Consider the following 16,480-nt stretch of genomic DNA (forward strand, 5'->3'; position numbering starts at 1 on the left):
ACGAATAACCTTGAATTAAAGAAAGAGCGCTCCTATGGATACCTTTACCCCCCTTGTCTTTTCTGGCGTACAACCGAGTGGTCATTTACATCTTGGCAATTATCTTGGAGCCCTTCAGCATTGGGTTGAACTGCAAAATTCTCATCACTGCCTTTATTGTGTTGTGGATATGCATGCGCTCACCGTCAATCCAGATCCCCTTATTTTACGCGAATCCACCAGAACAGTGACAGCAGCCTTTCTCGCTGCTGGTATTGATCCCGAAAAACACATTATTTTCAACCAATCACGTGTTTTTCAACATGCTGAACTTGCTTGGATTTTTAATTGTGTTGCGCGTATCGGTTGGCTTCAACGTATGACACAATTTAAAGATAAAGCAGGAAAAGATCGTGAAAAAGCATCCCTTGGGCTTTTTGCCTATCCCACGTTAATGGCTGCTGATATTTTAGTTTATCGTGCAACGCATGTTCCGGTAGGAGAAGATCAAAAACAGCATATTGAACTCACACGCGATATTGCACAAAAATTTAACAATGACTATGCACAGCGTATTGCTGACTTAAATTTTGGCGTCTCTATGCAAACGGATGAAGAAAAAATACAAGGCTTTTTCCCCCTGCCAGAAGCCCTGATTGGAACAACAGCCACACGTGTTATGTCCTTGCGTGATGGGACGAAAAAAATGTCAAAATCAGATCCTTCAGATTTTTCACGCATTAATTTGACCGATGATGCTGATCTTATCGCCAAAAAAATACGCAAAGCCAAAACGGATTCCGCGCCACTTCCCGATACCCTTGCCGCTTTAAAAGAACGTCCAGAAGTTGATAACCTGCTTGGTATTTATGCCGCCTTTGCCAAAGTCAACAAAGAAAAGGTTCTTTTAGAGTTTTCTGGTCATCAATTTTCGCATTTTAAAACAGCTCTAGCCGACCTTGCTGTCCATAAGCTTGCCCCTATAACAGAAGAATTACGTCGACTTCATCAAGAAAGCGGTTACATTGACTCTGTTTTGCATGATGGCGCTAAACGTGCTAGTATGCTCGCAGAAGAAAATATGAAAAAAATTCGTGAAATTGTTGGATTTTTGCACAATACATAAAAACAATAAACCTAAAAACCGTAGAGAGCAAAAAAAATCGTTTGTACAAAATAGAGAAAGTGCATGATTTCTAAACCCCAAAATCCGAAAAAAGAACCCAAGAAAAAAAACTTAGTCATTATCGATGAAACACCAGAATGTCGGCGTGCCGTTGCGTTTGCCGCACAACATGCCCAAAACACCAACAGAACTTTGGTCTTGCTTTGTGTGGTTGATAGTGCAGAATTTCAACATTTTCTGGGTGTAAATGATGTTATGCGCACGGAATCAACGCAAAGTGCTCATAAAATATTAGGAGACATTGCCAATGATGTCCGCACATCCCATGCGCTTGAAACAGAAATAGTGGTGCGTGAAGGGAAAAAGATTGATGAAATTTCTAAACTGATCGACGAAGATAAAAGAATTGCACTGATTGTCTTAGCAGCCAGTGGACATACAGAAGGACCAGGCCCCCTTATCCAATTAATCGGAAATAAAGGGACAGCTTTTTCAATCCCTGTCATTGTCATTCCCAGCAATCTTGCCGATGAAGATATTCAGTCTATTGCCTAAAAAATACAATATTTTAAAAATGTAATGATCTTTCTAATCCTTCATTATAAAAGGAGAGACTATGTTTATTCAAACTGAAACCACGCCAAATCCTGCAACACTTAAATTTCTACCAGGGCGCGTGGTGCTTTCCGAGGGCGTCTTAGAATTTCGTGACCGTGAAGAAGCAGCTAAAAACTCACCTTTGGCAGCTAAACTGTTTAATATTCCCAATGTCAATGGCGTTTTTTTAGGCTATGACTTCATCACCGTAAGCAAAAAAGAGGGGGAATGGCAACATCTCAAACCCGTCATTTTAGGCACAATTATGGAACATTTTCTCTCCAATGAGCCTGTCATCACCACCAGCGCGACAAAACAAGCAAAAGCCCATGCCCTTAACGAAGAATTTTATGACGAAAAAGATGCTGATATTGTCTTAACCATTAAAGAGCTGCTTGAAACACGTATTCGCCCAGCCGTTGCCAATGATGGTGGCGATATTACTTTTCGCGGGTTTGAAAATGGTATTGTTTATCTCAATATGCGAGGCGCCTGCGCTGGCTGTCCCTCTTCAACGGCAACACTTAAACATGGGATTGAAAATCTTTTACGCCATTTTATCCCTGAAGTTTTAGGTGTTGAAGCCATGCCTCAATAAATATTGACACCTCAATAGGTAAAACGACCACACAGATTGTTTTTCTCCAACAAAGCTTAAAACAACAAGGGGAGCAAAAATCTTACACCATTTTATCTCTCATCATTTTAGACGTAAGCCATGCTGTTATAAAAATCCATACTTCTTCAAAAATCCTAGAAAATGATAAGGCTTTCCTTTCACTTCCCCATAGGCCTTAAAATGGTTTTTGTCCCCTTTAAAGGCATCATTTCAACGAACCCATCACATAAAACCCATGGACGCGGGGACACGCTTTAAATTTATTTTATCGCCCTTGCCATGCAATTTTATCCCTCAAAACAAGGGATTCATTACAGCAAAAAAACAATGTAAGACAGGGCACACACTTGGTCTCCCTTGTGTCCCATCATTTTCAGTATTTCCGATAATAAAATCCTGCAAAATGTTGCTTATAGCAACCAATCAACAAGGATCACACTTTTACACCTTGAATGGGAATCCTGACAGTCTTTTCATTTCAATTGTGTTTATCGCATCAATCAAAATCATTCGCTTACACATCACAAATTGGAGGATAACAAAAACGATTTTTAAAATATCTCTTATGAACATTTTCACATATAAGGATGCAACATAGGGACAAATATAAGGACTGTTGCAACATTGAGAACGTGCAAAGTATGTGATGTGTTGTCTTGCACTTTTATGAAACATAAAAATGAATGATAGCGCTCAACGGCGCTTGCCTTATACCATTCATAAGTCTCATGGCGAAATAGGCTTAAGTGCATTGAGAAATATTTTTTAAAATATCATACCGACTTTTCCTATTCTTGATTTCAAGAATTCCCCTCTCTATCACCTTCAAGCTCATCCCATAAATACAATGCAAAAGGTGTCAATATCTGTAAAAATAAATCAAAGCCAAATCTATTATGACTATTTTGAAAATAATTTGATAAAAAGCGGAAAAGTTCCTTCAATTTAACCAATCGTAAATTTCTCACTTTACGGCGTTATTCTCCTCATAAAGCGCGTGTTTTTACTGTTTTCTTATCAATCAACATCTAATTCCTCCCACCAGCCAACATGTCTGAAAGAAAAGACAGCTATTTCTCTCGCAAGACATAGCTTTTGTATCCCCATAAGGGAAAAGATAGTGTGTTTACCCGATGAGCGTAATCTACGAAATAAGAAAAGAACCCTCTTGGGAAAGAATAGTCCTACTTGGAGCAGAATATGAAAATAGCAAACCAACGAAAGGCAAAACCAATTGCAAGAGGATAAACACTTAAACTTTTTTAACAAATTCCGACTTTAAACCCATCTGTCCAATCCCTGGAATTTTGCAATCAATATTATGATCCCCATCCACCAAGCGAATATTCTTAACCTTCGTTCCACTTTTTAAAACAGAGGAAGCGCCTTTTACTTTCAAATCTTTTATCACCATAACGGTATCGCCATTGGTCAAGATTTGACCATTAGCATCATAAACACTCTCGGAAAGAACAGTATCGTCGCTCTTTTGGGGCCATTCATGCGCGCATTCAGGACACATAAAATTTTCACCCTCTTCATAAGTATAAAGACAATCACAACGAGGACATTTGGGATATTGGATCATAAATTTCCCTTTATTTAAGAAAAACCATTCATGATGACTGGTCATAAAGCAAGAAGTGCTTATTGTCCATTATTTTAAGAAAAACATGTCCCTTTGTTTCACCCCCCATCTGCCGCTTGCGTTCGTAAATGCGATCATCGCCATACAACAGATACGTTAAGGATGATTGCTCATTGTACAATGAGCCCCCATAATCATAAGATTCCTCTCAATATTGAAGCAACCAAAGTCTTTCGCTTACAAGTTACAAGGAGAAAGAGCCGTGTAAAACGATTAAGAAAAGACTCAAAAGACTAAAACGCTCTCAAAGGTAAGGGCCAATATTGAGAGCAAACCCTAAATGTATGACTTTGTTCCTTCATAAAGGTAAAAATGATAGTGCTTAATGGATAAACCGTTATCCTCTCCCATAAACGGCACGCATAAGATGGTTTCTCGCCTCTTGAGAGAGGCTTCTTTAAGACAAGCATACAGAAAAGTGCAACAACGATAATGTTCTGTTTGATTTAAAAGATATTCCTCTATGACTCTTTTTCAAAAACATTTCTATTAAACCATCAAAAATCATGGGACATAAATGCTCCGATTATGCCTGATTATGATGACCTACCGCATTCGGTTTTCAGAATTCAGCAATTTTTAAGAAGCCAGCCGATATGTAAAGGGAGACAGAACGAAACGCACCTAAAAAGAGAGGAGCTCCCTTATGGCAAATAACATCACGCCCCTAAAATCATAATACCCTATGTGATCAATCATGATATCTTTGCAAGAAACATTCCAATGATCTCATGTGATAATATCAGGACGGTTTCGTCCCAATTCTTGTTGTATGTTTAACAGTTTTAGTGCCACCTGTTGCAAAGGCTGAAGAACTTCTTGCGGATTTAAATTGTATTTGCGCGGATCACCTTCATACTGTTCAAAATAAAGCCGTAAGGTCGCACCACACGTCCCTGTTCCCGATAAACGCACCACCAACCGTGCACCATTCTCGAAAAAAATACGGATACCTTGTCGCGTGCTAACGCTCTGATCAACCGGATCATGATACGTAAAATCATCTGCTTTTTTGACAAAAAATCCAGCAATTTGGGTTCCGGCTTGTGGTAAGTTCTCCCGCAAGTGCTCCAGTAATGCCAAAGCTTTGTCTTCTTCAACTTCTTCATAATCATGACGTAGCGCATAAAAGCGCCCATAGCTGTGCCAATGCTGTTGAACAATTTGTGCAACAGTTTTCCCTGTTACCGCTAAAAGATTTAACCAAAATAAGACAGCCCATAAACCATCTTTTTCGCGGATATGATGAGAGCCAGTTCCAAAGCTTTCTTCACCACAAAAGGTTACTTTCCCCGCATCCAAAAGCGTCCCAAAAAACTTCCACCCTGTTGGCGTTTCAAAAAAGTTTAATCCGTGTTTTTCAGCAACCAAATCCGCAGCAGGCGTTGTTGGCATAGAGCGTGCAACCCCCACAATGCCTTTTCGATAACCTTTGATAAGATGGGCATGCTCCACCATAATTGCCAAAGAATCAGAAGGCGAGACAAATTGCTGACGTCCAATAATGAGGTTACGATCACCATCACCATCAGACGCAGCACCAAGGTCTGGTCCCTGCTCTGACATCAATAAATCATAAAGAGCCTTGGCATAAACCAAATTGGGATCTGGATGACCACCTCCAAAATCTGGTAAAGGAAGACCATTGACCACCGTCCCTTCAGAAAATCCTAAGCATTTTTCAAAAATTTCATGAGCATAAGGCCCTGTTACCGCATGCATGGCATCAAACCGCAAAGTCAAACCTCGTGCAACGGCCTTGGCAATACAGTCAAAATCAAAAATCTCTTGCATCAAAGCAACATAATCGACGACAGGATCAATAATATCAATCTGCATGGCTCCCCTAAAGGTCGTCCCTTGCCGATCTAAATCAACGTCTGGAGCTTCAAAAATTTTATAAAAGGAAAGACGTTGCGATGTTGCAAAAATAGCATCACATAAAGAATTAGGCGCAGGTCCACCATTGGAAATATTGTATTTGATCCCACAATCTCCCTCTGGACCACCAGGATTATGGCTTGCAGAAAGAATAAGTCCGCCATGCGCATGGTATTTACGAATAAGATGCGAAACAGCAGGGGTCGAAAGAATACCGCCCCTTCCCATTTTAACACGAGAAACACCATTTGCTGCCGCCATTTTCAACACAATCTGAAGGAGAGTCCGATTAAAGGTGCGTCCATCTCCCCCAAGAATCAACATTTTCCCTTCAAGAGGTCCAATATTCTCAAAAAGAGACTGTATAAAATTTTCCACATAATGGGGTTGTTGAAAAACAGACACTTTTTTGCGTAAACCAGATGTTCCCGGTTTTTGCCCCTCAAAAGCCGTAGTCAAAACTGTCTTTATGGTCATGGTAATACTTTCATATTCTTTCCTTTAATTTTAAGATGAAGAGGATTCAAAGTCGACCATTAATTCTACTTGACGCAAGTGTGAAATATTTGCACACTTGTTAGAAGTAAGATTTTTTAAAAAGCCCTTTTATTTAAAACGCTCTTTCCCATATGCTTTTAAATATGAAGGCTGTTTTAAGGCACAATTTTCGTAAAAAATACAGGAGCATCTTATGATGAAAAAAACAGTTCCCAATGTTACATTTCATACACGTGTACGCGATGAATCAGTGAGTGGAGATAATCCTTATCGGTGGCAAGAAGTTAAAAGCGATGCTTACTTTAAAGGAAAGCGTGTTATTCTTTTTTCTCTTCCTGGCGCTTTTACCCCTACTTGCTCAACTTTTCAGCTACCTGATTTTGAAAAACTCTATGATGAATTTAAACAAGCGGGTATTGATGAAATTTATTGCCTTTCCGTCAATGATGCTTTTGTCATGAATGCTTGGGGAAAAGAACAAAATATCAAAAACGTGAAATTAATTCCCGATGGTTCTGGTGAATTCACCCGCAAAATGGGTATGCTGGTTGCAAAAGACAATGTCGGTTTTGGCATGCGATCATGGCGCTATGCTGCTGTTATTAATGACGGTGTAATTGAGCAATGGTTCGAAGAACCAGGTTTTTCAGATAATTGTGCAACTGATCCTTATGAAATTTCTTCACCACAAAATGTTTTAAAAGCCTTGAAAAACTAATTTCAAGACTAATTATACATTTGTCAAATGTAAACTTTCTAACATAAATTCCTTCGCAAGAAGGAATTTATGGTTTTTGTATGTTTTAAAAACATCTCTTGGTGACAACATCTTGATTGATAATGATCATTTAAGCGTTCCTCAACTTGAGTAAAATCCTGAAATATCGTAATATTTTCCATTTTAAATCTGTTTTCTGTTGCCTCAATCAAAATCACTTTTTTGCATATCATAAGTGGGTAGCCCATGTGGGTAAAACACTAAAAAAACGAGATATGTCTTGTCTAAACGCTCTTAAGTTCCAAGGGAATTGATCATCCAAGGTTCACAAAACATCAAGAAGAAAAATACAGATCAATGATCTGTTTGAAGAGGCGTACGCGTCAAATTTATCTCATGAAAAGATAATAAAATATGGCATAAAAACTGCCCTGCACAAATAAGCACCAATAAGTGTTGATGAAAAGGGTTGAATCAAAACAGATCCGGCAAACATTCCAATTCACACAACATCAACGTTGCTATTCTCATAGCCATTTATTCTACGCTTTTATTTTTCTCTAAGAGAGAAACGGTTAAAGCAGGCGTTTATTGGGGTTTTCTACCGTAAAGTATGCTTTTGTTTCTTCTTCTTCATCGAACTCAAAAGTTTCATCACATTCAGGAAGACCAAAAATATCGGGGTTAATGAAATAACAACCTTCTCTTGTTCCCTTCTCTATAATTTGAATCCTTTCTAATTCCTTGATACCTTCTTTAAAACTTTCAAAATTAAGATATTCTGGTTCTTCACTTGAAAGATCACAAATCAAAAAATCCTCCAGAATATCACGATCCAACGTTATCTGATCAAACCATAAATCCACATCATCCCCCTCATCGAGCATTTTCCCTACTTGCCACAACATCACAAAAAAAGCTTTCAACCCACTAAATGATAACCCAAAAATCATACGCCGACACGACGAGGCGCCTGAAAATGTAATTTGCGGAAGATCTTCACTCTCGAAGTTTGAGAGAGGAAGTTTAAATGATTTTCCAATATCTTCAGGTTTTTTCAAAATAAAGGGATTTCTTTCATAGAGCACGGTAAAATCATATTGAGCCATTTTCATTTCTCCATTTAAAAATTCTTTATGAACAATAAATTATTTCAAAGAGTTATCAATGTAACATCTTACAATGAACCCTCATATTCTCCCTTTAAAAATTGTCTGATTTAAGTTATTCGTTATTTTTGGAACGAAAAAATCTTCTAAAATAAAACGCTTAAAGATCTCTTTTATCTCTCACAGATGTAAAATTTTAGACTGTCGATAAAAAAACAGCAGAAAATATGATACCCGCAAAGGAAAATTCAAAAGTTAAACGCATTTGAATGGTCAATATTTCTATAAGCTATTGGGTGTCTCTTATTGACCATTGATTTTTCTAAAGAGGGTCGAGGTAAAAATCTCAAACGCTTCAGTGTCCCCTATTTTGCCTCACAGAGATGTTCACACCATAGCCCTTTAAAGAACTCTTTTGATGCCGCGCAAACTTTAAAAAAATAAGATTTTAAACACACTGAAACAAATAAAAGATACACTCTGAAAATTGAAGAGGAAATGTTCAAGCTCTTCGCAGCAAATGCTTTCATAAAACCATTACCGTTTTTGGGCTGCTAAAATGTCTTGTACTGTTTGCACCAATTGCTCTTCATTAACCATCACTTGTGCAGGACGGCTTTCACGCCATGTTTGATTATCCTTAATTTCATGAGACAAACGCGCTCCTTCAATTAAATCTTTGATCTGTATTTTTCCGCTCTCACGTTCTTGTGAACCTTGGATGATCACACAAGGAGCTTGGCGCCGGTCTGCATATTTCATCTGCGCTTTAATTCCCGATGCGCCTAAATAAAGTTCCGCACAAATTCCCGCATTTCGCAATTGCATCACCATTTTTTGATAGCGTGCAACAGCTTCTGGCTCTTTGTCCATCATCAGCACCACAACAGGTCCAAGACTATTTTTTACCGGCAATTTTTCAAGGTTTTGCAAAGCAGCAATCAAACGTGAAATCCCTATTGAAAAACCTGTTGCTGGAATATTTTCTCCACGAAACCGCGCAACCAGCCCATCATAACGCCCCCCCCCCCCAACAGAACCAAAGACAACTCTTAGCCCATCATCATTGAGAACATCAAAAAGCAATGCCGCCTCAAAAACAGGTCCCGTATAATATTCCAATCCACGGACCACCGAAGGATCAATTTTAATACGATTGTGATACCCATTGGCCGCAAAGATTGTTTGCATTTCTTCAAGTTCGCGAACCCCTTCAAGCCCTTGATCACTTTGACCAACGATTTTTCTGAGAGCATCAAGCGTTTCTTCTGCCGTTTTCGCTTCTATCGTGAGTAAGGACAAAATACATTCAATCTCTTTATCTTGAAGCTCAGCTCCTTTTGTAAAATCACCACTTTCATCCAAACGCCCCTTGCCTAAAAGCAAACGCACGCCTTCAGGACCAAATTTATCCAGTTTATCCATTGCTCGAAGAATCGTTAAGCGCTTTTCACTCTGCCCGCTTTCCCCTAAGCCAATCAACTGCAAAACACTTTCCAGAATTTTTCGGTTATTCAAACGAATGGCATAATCATGCGGCTGAATACCTAATTTTTCCAAACTATCTGCTGCCATCATGCAAATTTCAGCATCTGCTGCAACGGTTGGTGTTCCGACAATATCCGCATCAAATTGCATAAATTGCCGAAACCGCCCTGGTCCAGGCTTTTCATTGCGAAAAACAAACCCCAACCGATAACTGCGATAGGGTTTTGGTAACGTTTCAAAATTTTCCGCAAAATAACGCGCAAGAGGAGCCGTCAGATCATAGCGTAAAGACATCCATTGTTCATCATCATCTTGGAGCGAAAAAACCCCTGCATTGGGGCGATCTGAATCAGGTAAAAACTTCCCCAACACATCCGTATATTCAAAAATGGGTGTTTCAAGTGCTTCAAAACCGTAAAGTTCATAAACTTCACGAATTTGCGCAATCATGGTTTCAGTGGCATACAATTGTGCACTTGTACGATCCACAAAACCACGGGGTAAACGGGCTTTGGTTTTTTCTTGTTTTAATGACATGTTATTCTCTAGCAACAATATGTGTTTACGGATAACCATTATCCCATAGCAACAAACGCTGCAATGACTTTATCACCCTCAAAGCTTTTAACAATATGTTAGAGGCTTTTATTTTACAAAAGCAATCCGCCTTAAAGCAATCCTCTAAAAAATTTCCCCTTCATAAAGTCACGCCCCCACACAAAACACTTGCGATAAAAAACATCATTCTATTGCCAATTTACCCTCTTTTTTAAAAAAATATCTCTTTATACTCTCGCATCCATTTCACAAACAACCTTATGAATCATATAATGATATTCGCATAAAGTCTTCTGAACGTAAGATAAAATCTTCATGAAAAAGATAAAGTCCATTATACCTTCATCCCTCTTACCACCTCAATAAAAGCTGTAAGCCGGTCATACGCTTTATCCTTCAATGTTGCAAAAACTCTTGGCACTGAAAGGAGGGCATAAAAAGCTTTAAAATGAGAAAAATCTCATAACATGAACGGATCACCCAACCAGCAAAACAATGAGTGATGATCCCGTTGTGCCATAAAATATGATCATTTAAAATGTCGTAATATGAAATCAACCGCTGAAACCCACTTTAAGGAAAAGCAAACTGTTTATAATCTCCAAACTGTTTACAATCTATTATCTACGGATCGGTGGAACTTCAAGAATCTTTATCCTTTAGAGCCGTTAAAAGGTCAAAGCGAAACAAAAGCATTATCGCAATAATATGTTTCTAGACATTTTCATAAATCTTTATGAAGAGACATGGCTCACCTATTCATATAAAGACAGCAGGGCATAAGCGAGACAAGACAGCAAGCTGTTTACAGACGATTTAATTGACAGATGAACACTTCTAAACACAGAAGCAAAACGATAGAAAGGAAGAGACCTTGCGAAATTGAAACAGTCAAAAGAAGCAGAGCTTAAAGCTCATCTCATAACGTTTAATCGTTTTCATTATGAAAAAATGGAAGCATTACCACCATGCTGCCCCTAAATACTTTCATGAATATTTATAAAAAGAAGTGGCTTATATATTCATATGAATATTAGCCAAATGGAATGCGTTAGACAAGACACTGTGTTGGTTACAGACGATTTTTTTTAAAAGTCAGCGTGGATTAAAAATCTTCGTCTTTTAAGATAAAGAGGAAATAAAAAGAATAGTGCGCCATACATCATATATTCTGATCAGAAAGCAGCTTTAAAATTGCTTTTTGTTTGACAGATGTCAGGACTCTAAAACTTTTTAAAAGCAAATATTCCTCTTTGCTCGCTGCGAGTTCATCATAATGGTACGAAGCGTTTTCTTTTGTGATGATATTAGTATAAAAAAGGCAAGAGGAACATTCAAAATATCGGAAATTTCCTTTAAACGCCCTGCACTCACACGGTTTAAGCCTTTTTCATATTTCTGGATTTGTTGGAAGCTCACACCTAAATGTTGACCTAATGTTTTTTGAGACATCTTCAGCATTTTTCGCCTAAAGCGAATTCTTTTGCCAACAAAAAGATCAATATTAATATTTTGATTTTGCATTTTCCTCCCCCACCGGGTGCGAGCGCCCTCACACGAGTACTCCGGGAGCTTGAAAACACTGAATCCGAATCAGCATTTTGCTTTTAGTGCGTCGACACACCTGAACATAGCAAAATCTCCCGGAATTCCTAGATACCTGCAAAGCAGGTTTATCTTCGTGTTCGGATTTAGGGTTTTCAAGGCCCTATTGGGTCATTGCGTATGCGACCAAAACACCTTTTAACGTGTAAAGTAATTTCAGGATCTTTGTAATAAAAATAGTTTTTCTTAAATTTGCAGAATTCATTTTTAATGAGAAGTTATCTGCTTCTCACATTCTTTAACACACACGCATCACAATCATACCATCAAGCCCCCATTTCACAAAAGGCCCCCCCTTGGTTCTTAAGGCCAATTCCTCCAGCTTGGCAGCATCCTTAACCAATACAAAACAGCTTTTGTTTTGTCCTTCACGCGAGCACCAGACAGGTGATTATTCTGCTCTCCCATTAACAACATCGACATTGAGAGGATAGAGACCCCATGAAAAATCAAAAGGTGAAACCTTTTTTAAAGAAAAAATCAGATTATTGACAAACCAGAATGGGTTTAGAATTTTCAGCTTCTAAGGAAGAGAGAAAATCAAAAATCCATCTATTGTATGAACCTCTCAGCCTTCATCCCTCTATTTGATTGAAAATGTGCACCTCCTCAATCCAAGGCTTTTCAATTCTCCAAAGACTCTTATGCTTCATCTCTGAGACCTTTGAACCTTTCTTTTGCACATTTCATCTTATCTCATCGCCTTTGAAAGAACTCTTCCCGTCAATATCTTGTCCAAAATCTCTGTATTTTCCTGCTCCTCTTTTTTCAAACAGTTGTTTTTTCAAACACTTGCTTGCAAAATTCTCCTTCTACCAACATCAAATACAAGACACATGCTTTTTAAAAAGTCTCAAGAGGAACATTTGCTTTTAGATAAATCCCCAAATTCCCCAGCATCTTTCTTAAAACTGAATAAGAAGCATTCTTTTTTAGAATGAAGAGACTCCCCCTTAGAACAAGAGCCCAAAACTTAAGATAGAAGTGTGTTTTTAGATTGCTCAGCAAAATTATGAATGATATTTTTTAAATCAACACTCTTTCGACCAGCCTCTGTAATCGACCTTGAAATTGAAGGAATAATATTCTGCCATAGCCTTTGAGGAAACTGCTGAGTTAATTGTGTTATTGTTCCCCCTTGAGCCCCAATGCCAGGAACGAGAAACAAGCTATTTTCTAACTGTTCAATTGTCTCTTTTGCGTCACAGCCTAATGTTGCACCAATAACCGCCCCGATAGGACCAACATGACGATATTGACTTGAAGATTGGCTATTATAGTCAAAAATACGCTCTGCCAAATGAACAGAAACCGTTTGATCGCCAATACGTGCATTGCGAATATCTTTACCCTCCGGATTAGATGATTGAACAACCATAAAGGCAGCCGTTTTTGTTTCTTCTGCAATCTTTATCAAAGGAATAAGAGCATCAAACCCTAAAAAAGGATTGACTGTTATAGCATCGGCTTTGAAGGGACTATTGACGCCAAGCCAAGCTTTACCGTAAGCTTCAGCGGTAGATCCAATATCCCCTCTTTTTGTATCAACGAGAACCAACAAACCTTGTTTTTGTGCATTTTCAATGAGTTCTTTCAAAACTTGAAGCCCTTCCACCCCATATAACTCAAAAAATGCAGCTTGCGGCTTTATGATCCCCACCTTTCCCACAACCGCTGTTAAAAGGATATCGCAAAAATCTTTTAAACCTTTATAATCGCAGCTCAAATTCCATGATTGTAAAACTTTATGACTCGGATCAAATCCCACACAAAGGGGGCCATATTTCTCACTATTTTTAAAAAAAGCTGAACAAAACATTTTATATCCTAACACGGTCTCTTCTTAAACTTTTTGATACAAACAAAAAGAAAAGCATTTGTCAAAAGAATACAATCGTAAAAACACACAGAAAGCACTCTCGTAAACAAAATCTGCTCTTACTTATGAAAGTTATTCCCATTCACAATACTTATCGCATAGTTCTCAACCAAGACGTTGTCATGAGACAAAAATTTAAACTTTATGACAGAATACGAACAAAAAAGCATTCCATCCTATTTCGTTCGATAACCTCGTGAAGCTAAACCACACACACCCCACTTTATTTCTTTTACGCCCTTTTTTTACAATCAACAAAACTTCTCGATAAATACGCTTTAAACGAAAGTTTCAAAAGAAAATGCTCCACCATGATGCTCTCTATCTTAACTTTGGATCTTTTCTCTTCATTTTTAGCGGCTAAATTATCTATTATGGATCATAAACTTTGGAACATAATTGGCAAAAAGGCATTGTATCTCCAGCATATTCAAGGAGATAAAACATGGAAACCCGCATTCCTGAAGACACATCTTTCGATACGAATTTTCTAGGAGAAACATCTCTAGAAACAAAATATTCATTTTTTCATACACCTATTTCATGGTCTGCTATTTTTGCTGGATTGTTAACAGCTCTTGCCGTCTCAATCTGCCTCTCTTTCCTCACTGCCGCTTTAGGCTTAAGCCAAATGGACTTTACCTCGTCCTCGCCTTTTACAGGTTCTTTTCTCTCTATGGGTATTGGTTCCCTCATCGTTATGCTGATAAGCCTTGCTTTGGGGGGCTTTGTAGCCGGACGTTTTGCTGAAATCTCTGGGGCTCTTCATGGTTTCTTAACCTGGGCGCTCATAACACTGCTGATGACACTCCAAGCCATCCACGTGGTTTCTAGTACAGCAAACTTAAGCGCTAAAGCGGTTGGAAAAAGCACTTCTATGATCCAACAAACCGTCGACAGCCTCCCTTCCCTACTGTCAAAAATAAACAGCGAAAGCTTTGAAAAGTTTTTTGCAGAAAAACGCGACAATGGGATTAATTTTGACCGACTTGGCAATGAATTGCGCACCCTTCTCAACAAAAGTGATATTCCAGCTCTCAATCCTGAACGCTTGAAACAAACCTATCAAGCTGCGCTCAACGATATTGGATCTGCGATAACCGCTTTCAAAAATGATCCTTCGCATTATCGCAGCACTCTGAAAAATTTAGGGGATAGTCTTTCTCATCGCATAGAAGCTCTAACGGCAAAATTTGATCAAAGCGATATCATCAAAACCTTGATGAACAATGGCATGTCGCGTACAGATGCAGAAACAACAGCCAACCGTGCCGTCCATATGTATCAAAGGGCAGAAGAAAAAACGGGACAAGCCCTCAAAGCTCTAGAAAAACAAGCCGATACCTTGTCTCAAAAGCTTGATACAAAGGCAAAAAATGCTCTTCAGATGGCTGATAAAGCCACAACAAAAGCATCATACATGGGATGGTGGGGCTTTTTAGGAAGTCTGATTGGTGCCCTAATTTCCAGCATTTTTGGCTATTATGGTTACAGAAGCCAAAAAGATTTTTTCAAGCTTTAAAAAGCAGAAACTTTTTTACACTTTAATTTTAAAAACTTGTGCCTCTAAAGCAAAACAAACCGATAAAAGCTGCACCATCTGTGCAGCTTTTTCATCGGCTATACGTGAAGTTAAGCGTTTTTAGGGATTAACAACTCCATTGCGCCTCTCGCTTTTTTTGCACATGATGAGAAAAGGCTGAGTAAAATACAAAAAAACAACAAAGAGAGATCATGAATTTAAGGGAGTATTTTTAGTCTCATGTTTCCCTTAAGCGACATGCTAGGGGGATATGCAAAATTAGATGGAATTGGGTATATTTTTAGCCCTAGGGGAAACAACGAGATTTTTAAACCGCATTCTTTCCCACTTTTTCTCTCTACCCCACTGGTTATGAGGGTAAAAAGCTCCGTTTGCTCCTTTTTAATCAGTAAAGCACTTTCCTCATTTTATTATTAGAGATTGATGTAAGAGTTTTTGATTATGGCAGTTTCGTTTGAGAGTGGCCCCTTGTATCTTTTTACGCAGGAAAGCTTCCGCTCAAGCACGCATAAAAAAAGCTGTATAGATTTGTACAGCTTTTTTTCTTTTTAGATGTTTCAGCGTTCGCTGCGTTTCATCGCTCCAATACTTCTTAAGCAAAATGATGCAAACAGTGGAAAGACTGTAAAGAAGTGGATATTCTCAATACCTTAGAAAATAAGCATCCCCTTTTAATGTTTAAAAGGTAGTTTTCCAGTACCGATAGGCTATAAAATTCACCATTTCTATCAAGGAACCACATTAAGCTTTACGTGGCCTATTGTTCTTTCTTTGTTACCTGCACCCTGCTTCATCATTTTTGGCTTTATCTAGCTTTAAAAAGATGTAGAGTTTCAATGTTTTTTTACTGTTTTGTCTAGGTTTTACCATGCAGGAGTTGATGTAAAAATTCCCAACGTTAGTGCATTTCTGCAAAAGTAAAAAAAACCTTCACAAACAAATAATGAGGATGATGCAAAAGTGTTGGGGGAAAAAGGTCGCATATTGTGCAGAAAATAGAGATGTTGTCTCTGAAAATAGGATAAGGCGAGAGATATCGTAAAAGAGAGAGAGAAGCATAAATTTGGTTCCTGCAAACCTTTTATGCATAGAATTGCACACCTATAGGCTCTTTACACTCTAACATTGCGCCCCTCCAACACTTGTTCTGTTTGTCATGTTATGTTTTTTTGTGGGATTTAGAGATTTCTAAAAACCTATTATAATATGGGATTTTAGCGTTTTTTAAAATA

Annotated in this window: 10 protein-coding genes and 1 pseudogene; 5 read left to right on the top strand and 6 right to left on the bottom strand. The window is 38.3% G+C overall.

All coding sequences use genetic code 11. The features are described from left to right. Nucleotides 1–34: 34 nt before the first annotated feature. The 3 genes from trpS to PVV57_RS05700 all read left to right on the top strand — a co-directional run bounded on the left by trpS (nucleotide 35) and on the right by PVV57_RS05700 (nucleotide 2,300). The gene (trpS, locus tag PVV57_RS05690) at nucleotides 35–1,105 is read left to right on the top strand and encodes a tryptophan--tRNA ligase (protein WP_273719047.1); all 1,071 of its coding nucleotides are present in this window, start codon (nucleotides 35–37) and stop codon (nucleotides 1,103–1,105) included. Nucleotides 1,106–1,168: 63 nt separating this feature from the next. Beyond that, nucleotides 1,169–1,660, top strand: a complete 492-nt coding sequence (locus PVV57_RS05695) for a universal stress protein (RefSeq protein WP_273719048.1) — start codon at nucleotides 1,169–1,171, stop codon at nucleotides 1,658–1,660. A 61-nt stretch (nucleotides 1,661–1,721) separates the two neighbouring features. Next, entirely contained in the window at nucleotides 1,722–2,300 is a 579-nt protein-coding gene (locus PVV57_RS05700) for a NifU family protein (protein WP_273719049.1), read from the top strand. Between the two features lie 1,273 nt (nucleotides 2,301–3,573). Here the strand turns inward: PVV57_RS05700 and PVV57_RS05705 are convergent. Both PVV57_RS05705 and PVV57_RS05710 read right to left on the bottom strand, forming a co-directional pair. Continuing rightward, nucleotides 3,574–3,909 carry a zinc ribbon domain-containing protein YjdM gene (locus PVV57_RS05705; protein WP_273719050.1) on the bottom strand — a complete coding sequence of 112 codons (336 nt, stop codon included), beginning with the start codon at nucleotides 3,907–3,909 and terminating at the stop codon, nucleotides 3,574–3,576. 789 nt (nucleotides 3,910–4,698) lie between these two features. Next, nucleotides 4,699–6,327, bottom strand: coding sequence for an alpha-D-glucose phosphate-specific phosphoglucomutase (locus PVV57_RS05710; RefSeq protein ID WP_273719051.1), 1,629 nt, complete (start codon nucleotides 6,325–6,327; stop codon nucleotides 4,699–4,701). A gap of 214 nt (nucleotides 6,328–6,541) precedes the next feature. On the opposite strand from PVV57_RS05710, the gene PVV57_RS05715 reads away from it, so the two are divergent. Then, entirely contained in the window at nucleotides 6,542–7,066 is a 525-nt protein-coding gene (locus PVV57_RS05715; protein ID WP_273719052.1) for a peroxiredoxin, read from the top strand. A 575-nt stretch (nucleotides 7,067–7,641) separates the two neighbouring features. Here PVV57_RS05715 and PVV57_RS05720 read toward each other — a convergent pair. From PVV57_RS05720 to pyrF, 4 genes and pseudogenes are all read right to left on the bottom strand, one after another. Continuing rightward, nucleotides 7,642–8,175, bottom strand: coding sequence for a replication protein (locus PVV57_RS05720; protein WP_273719053.1), 534 nt, complete (start codon nucleotides 8,173–8,175; stop codon nucleotides 7,642–7,644). A gap of 537 nt (nucleotides 8,176–8,712) precedes the next feature. Beyond that, nucleotides 8,713–10,200 (bottom strand): histidine--tRNA ligase, encoded by a 1,488-nt coding sequence (hisS, locus tag PVV57_RS05725; protein ID WP_273783630.1) that lies wholly within the window; start codon nucleotides 10,198–10,200, stop codon nucleotides 8,713–8,715. A gap of 1,183 nt (nucleotides 10,201–11,383) precedes the next feature. Next, a pseudogene (locus PVV57_RS05730) lies at nucleotides 11,384–11,745 on the bottom strand (helix-turn-helix domain-containing protein). A gap of 1,054 nt (nucleotides 11,746–12,799) precedes the next feature. Then, entirely contained in the window at nucleotides 12,800–13,645 is an 846-nt protein-coding gene (gene pyrF, locus PVV57_RS05735) for an orotidine-5'-phosphate decarboxylase (RefSeq protein ID WP_273719055.1), read from the bottom strand. A 505-nt stretch (nucleotides 13,646–14,150) separates the two neighbouring features. Between pyrF and PVV57_RS05740 the strand changes: the two genes are divergently transcribed. Further along, a complete protein-coding gene (locus tag PVV57_RS05740) occupies nucleotides 14,151–15,227 on the top strand; it encodes a YrzE family protein (protein ID WP_273719056.1) in 1,077 nt (358 codons plus the stop codon). Nucleotides 15,228–16,480 lie beyond the last annotated feature (1,253 nt).

The sequence above is a fragment of the Bartonella sp. AU15XJBT genome, from assembly GCF_028618615.1.
Taxonomy (GTDB): domain Bacteria; phylum Pseudomonadota; class Alphaproteobacteria; order Rhizobiales; family Rhizobiaceae; genus Bartonella.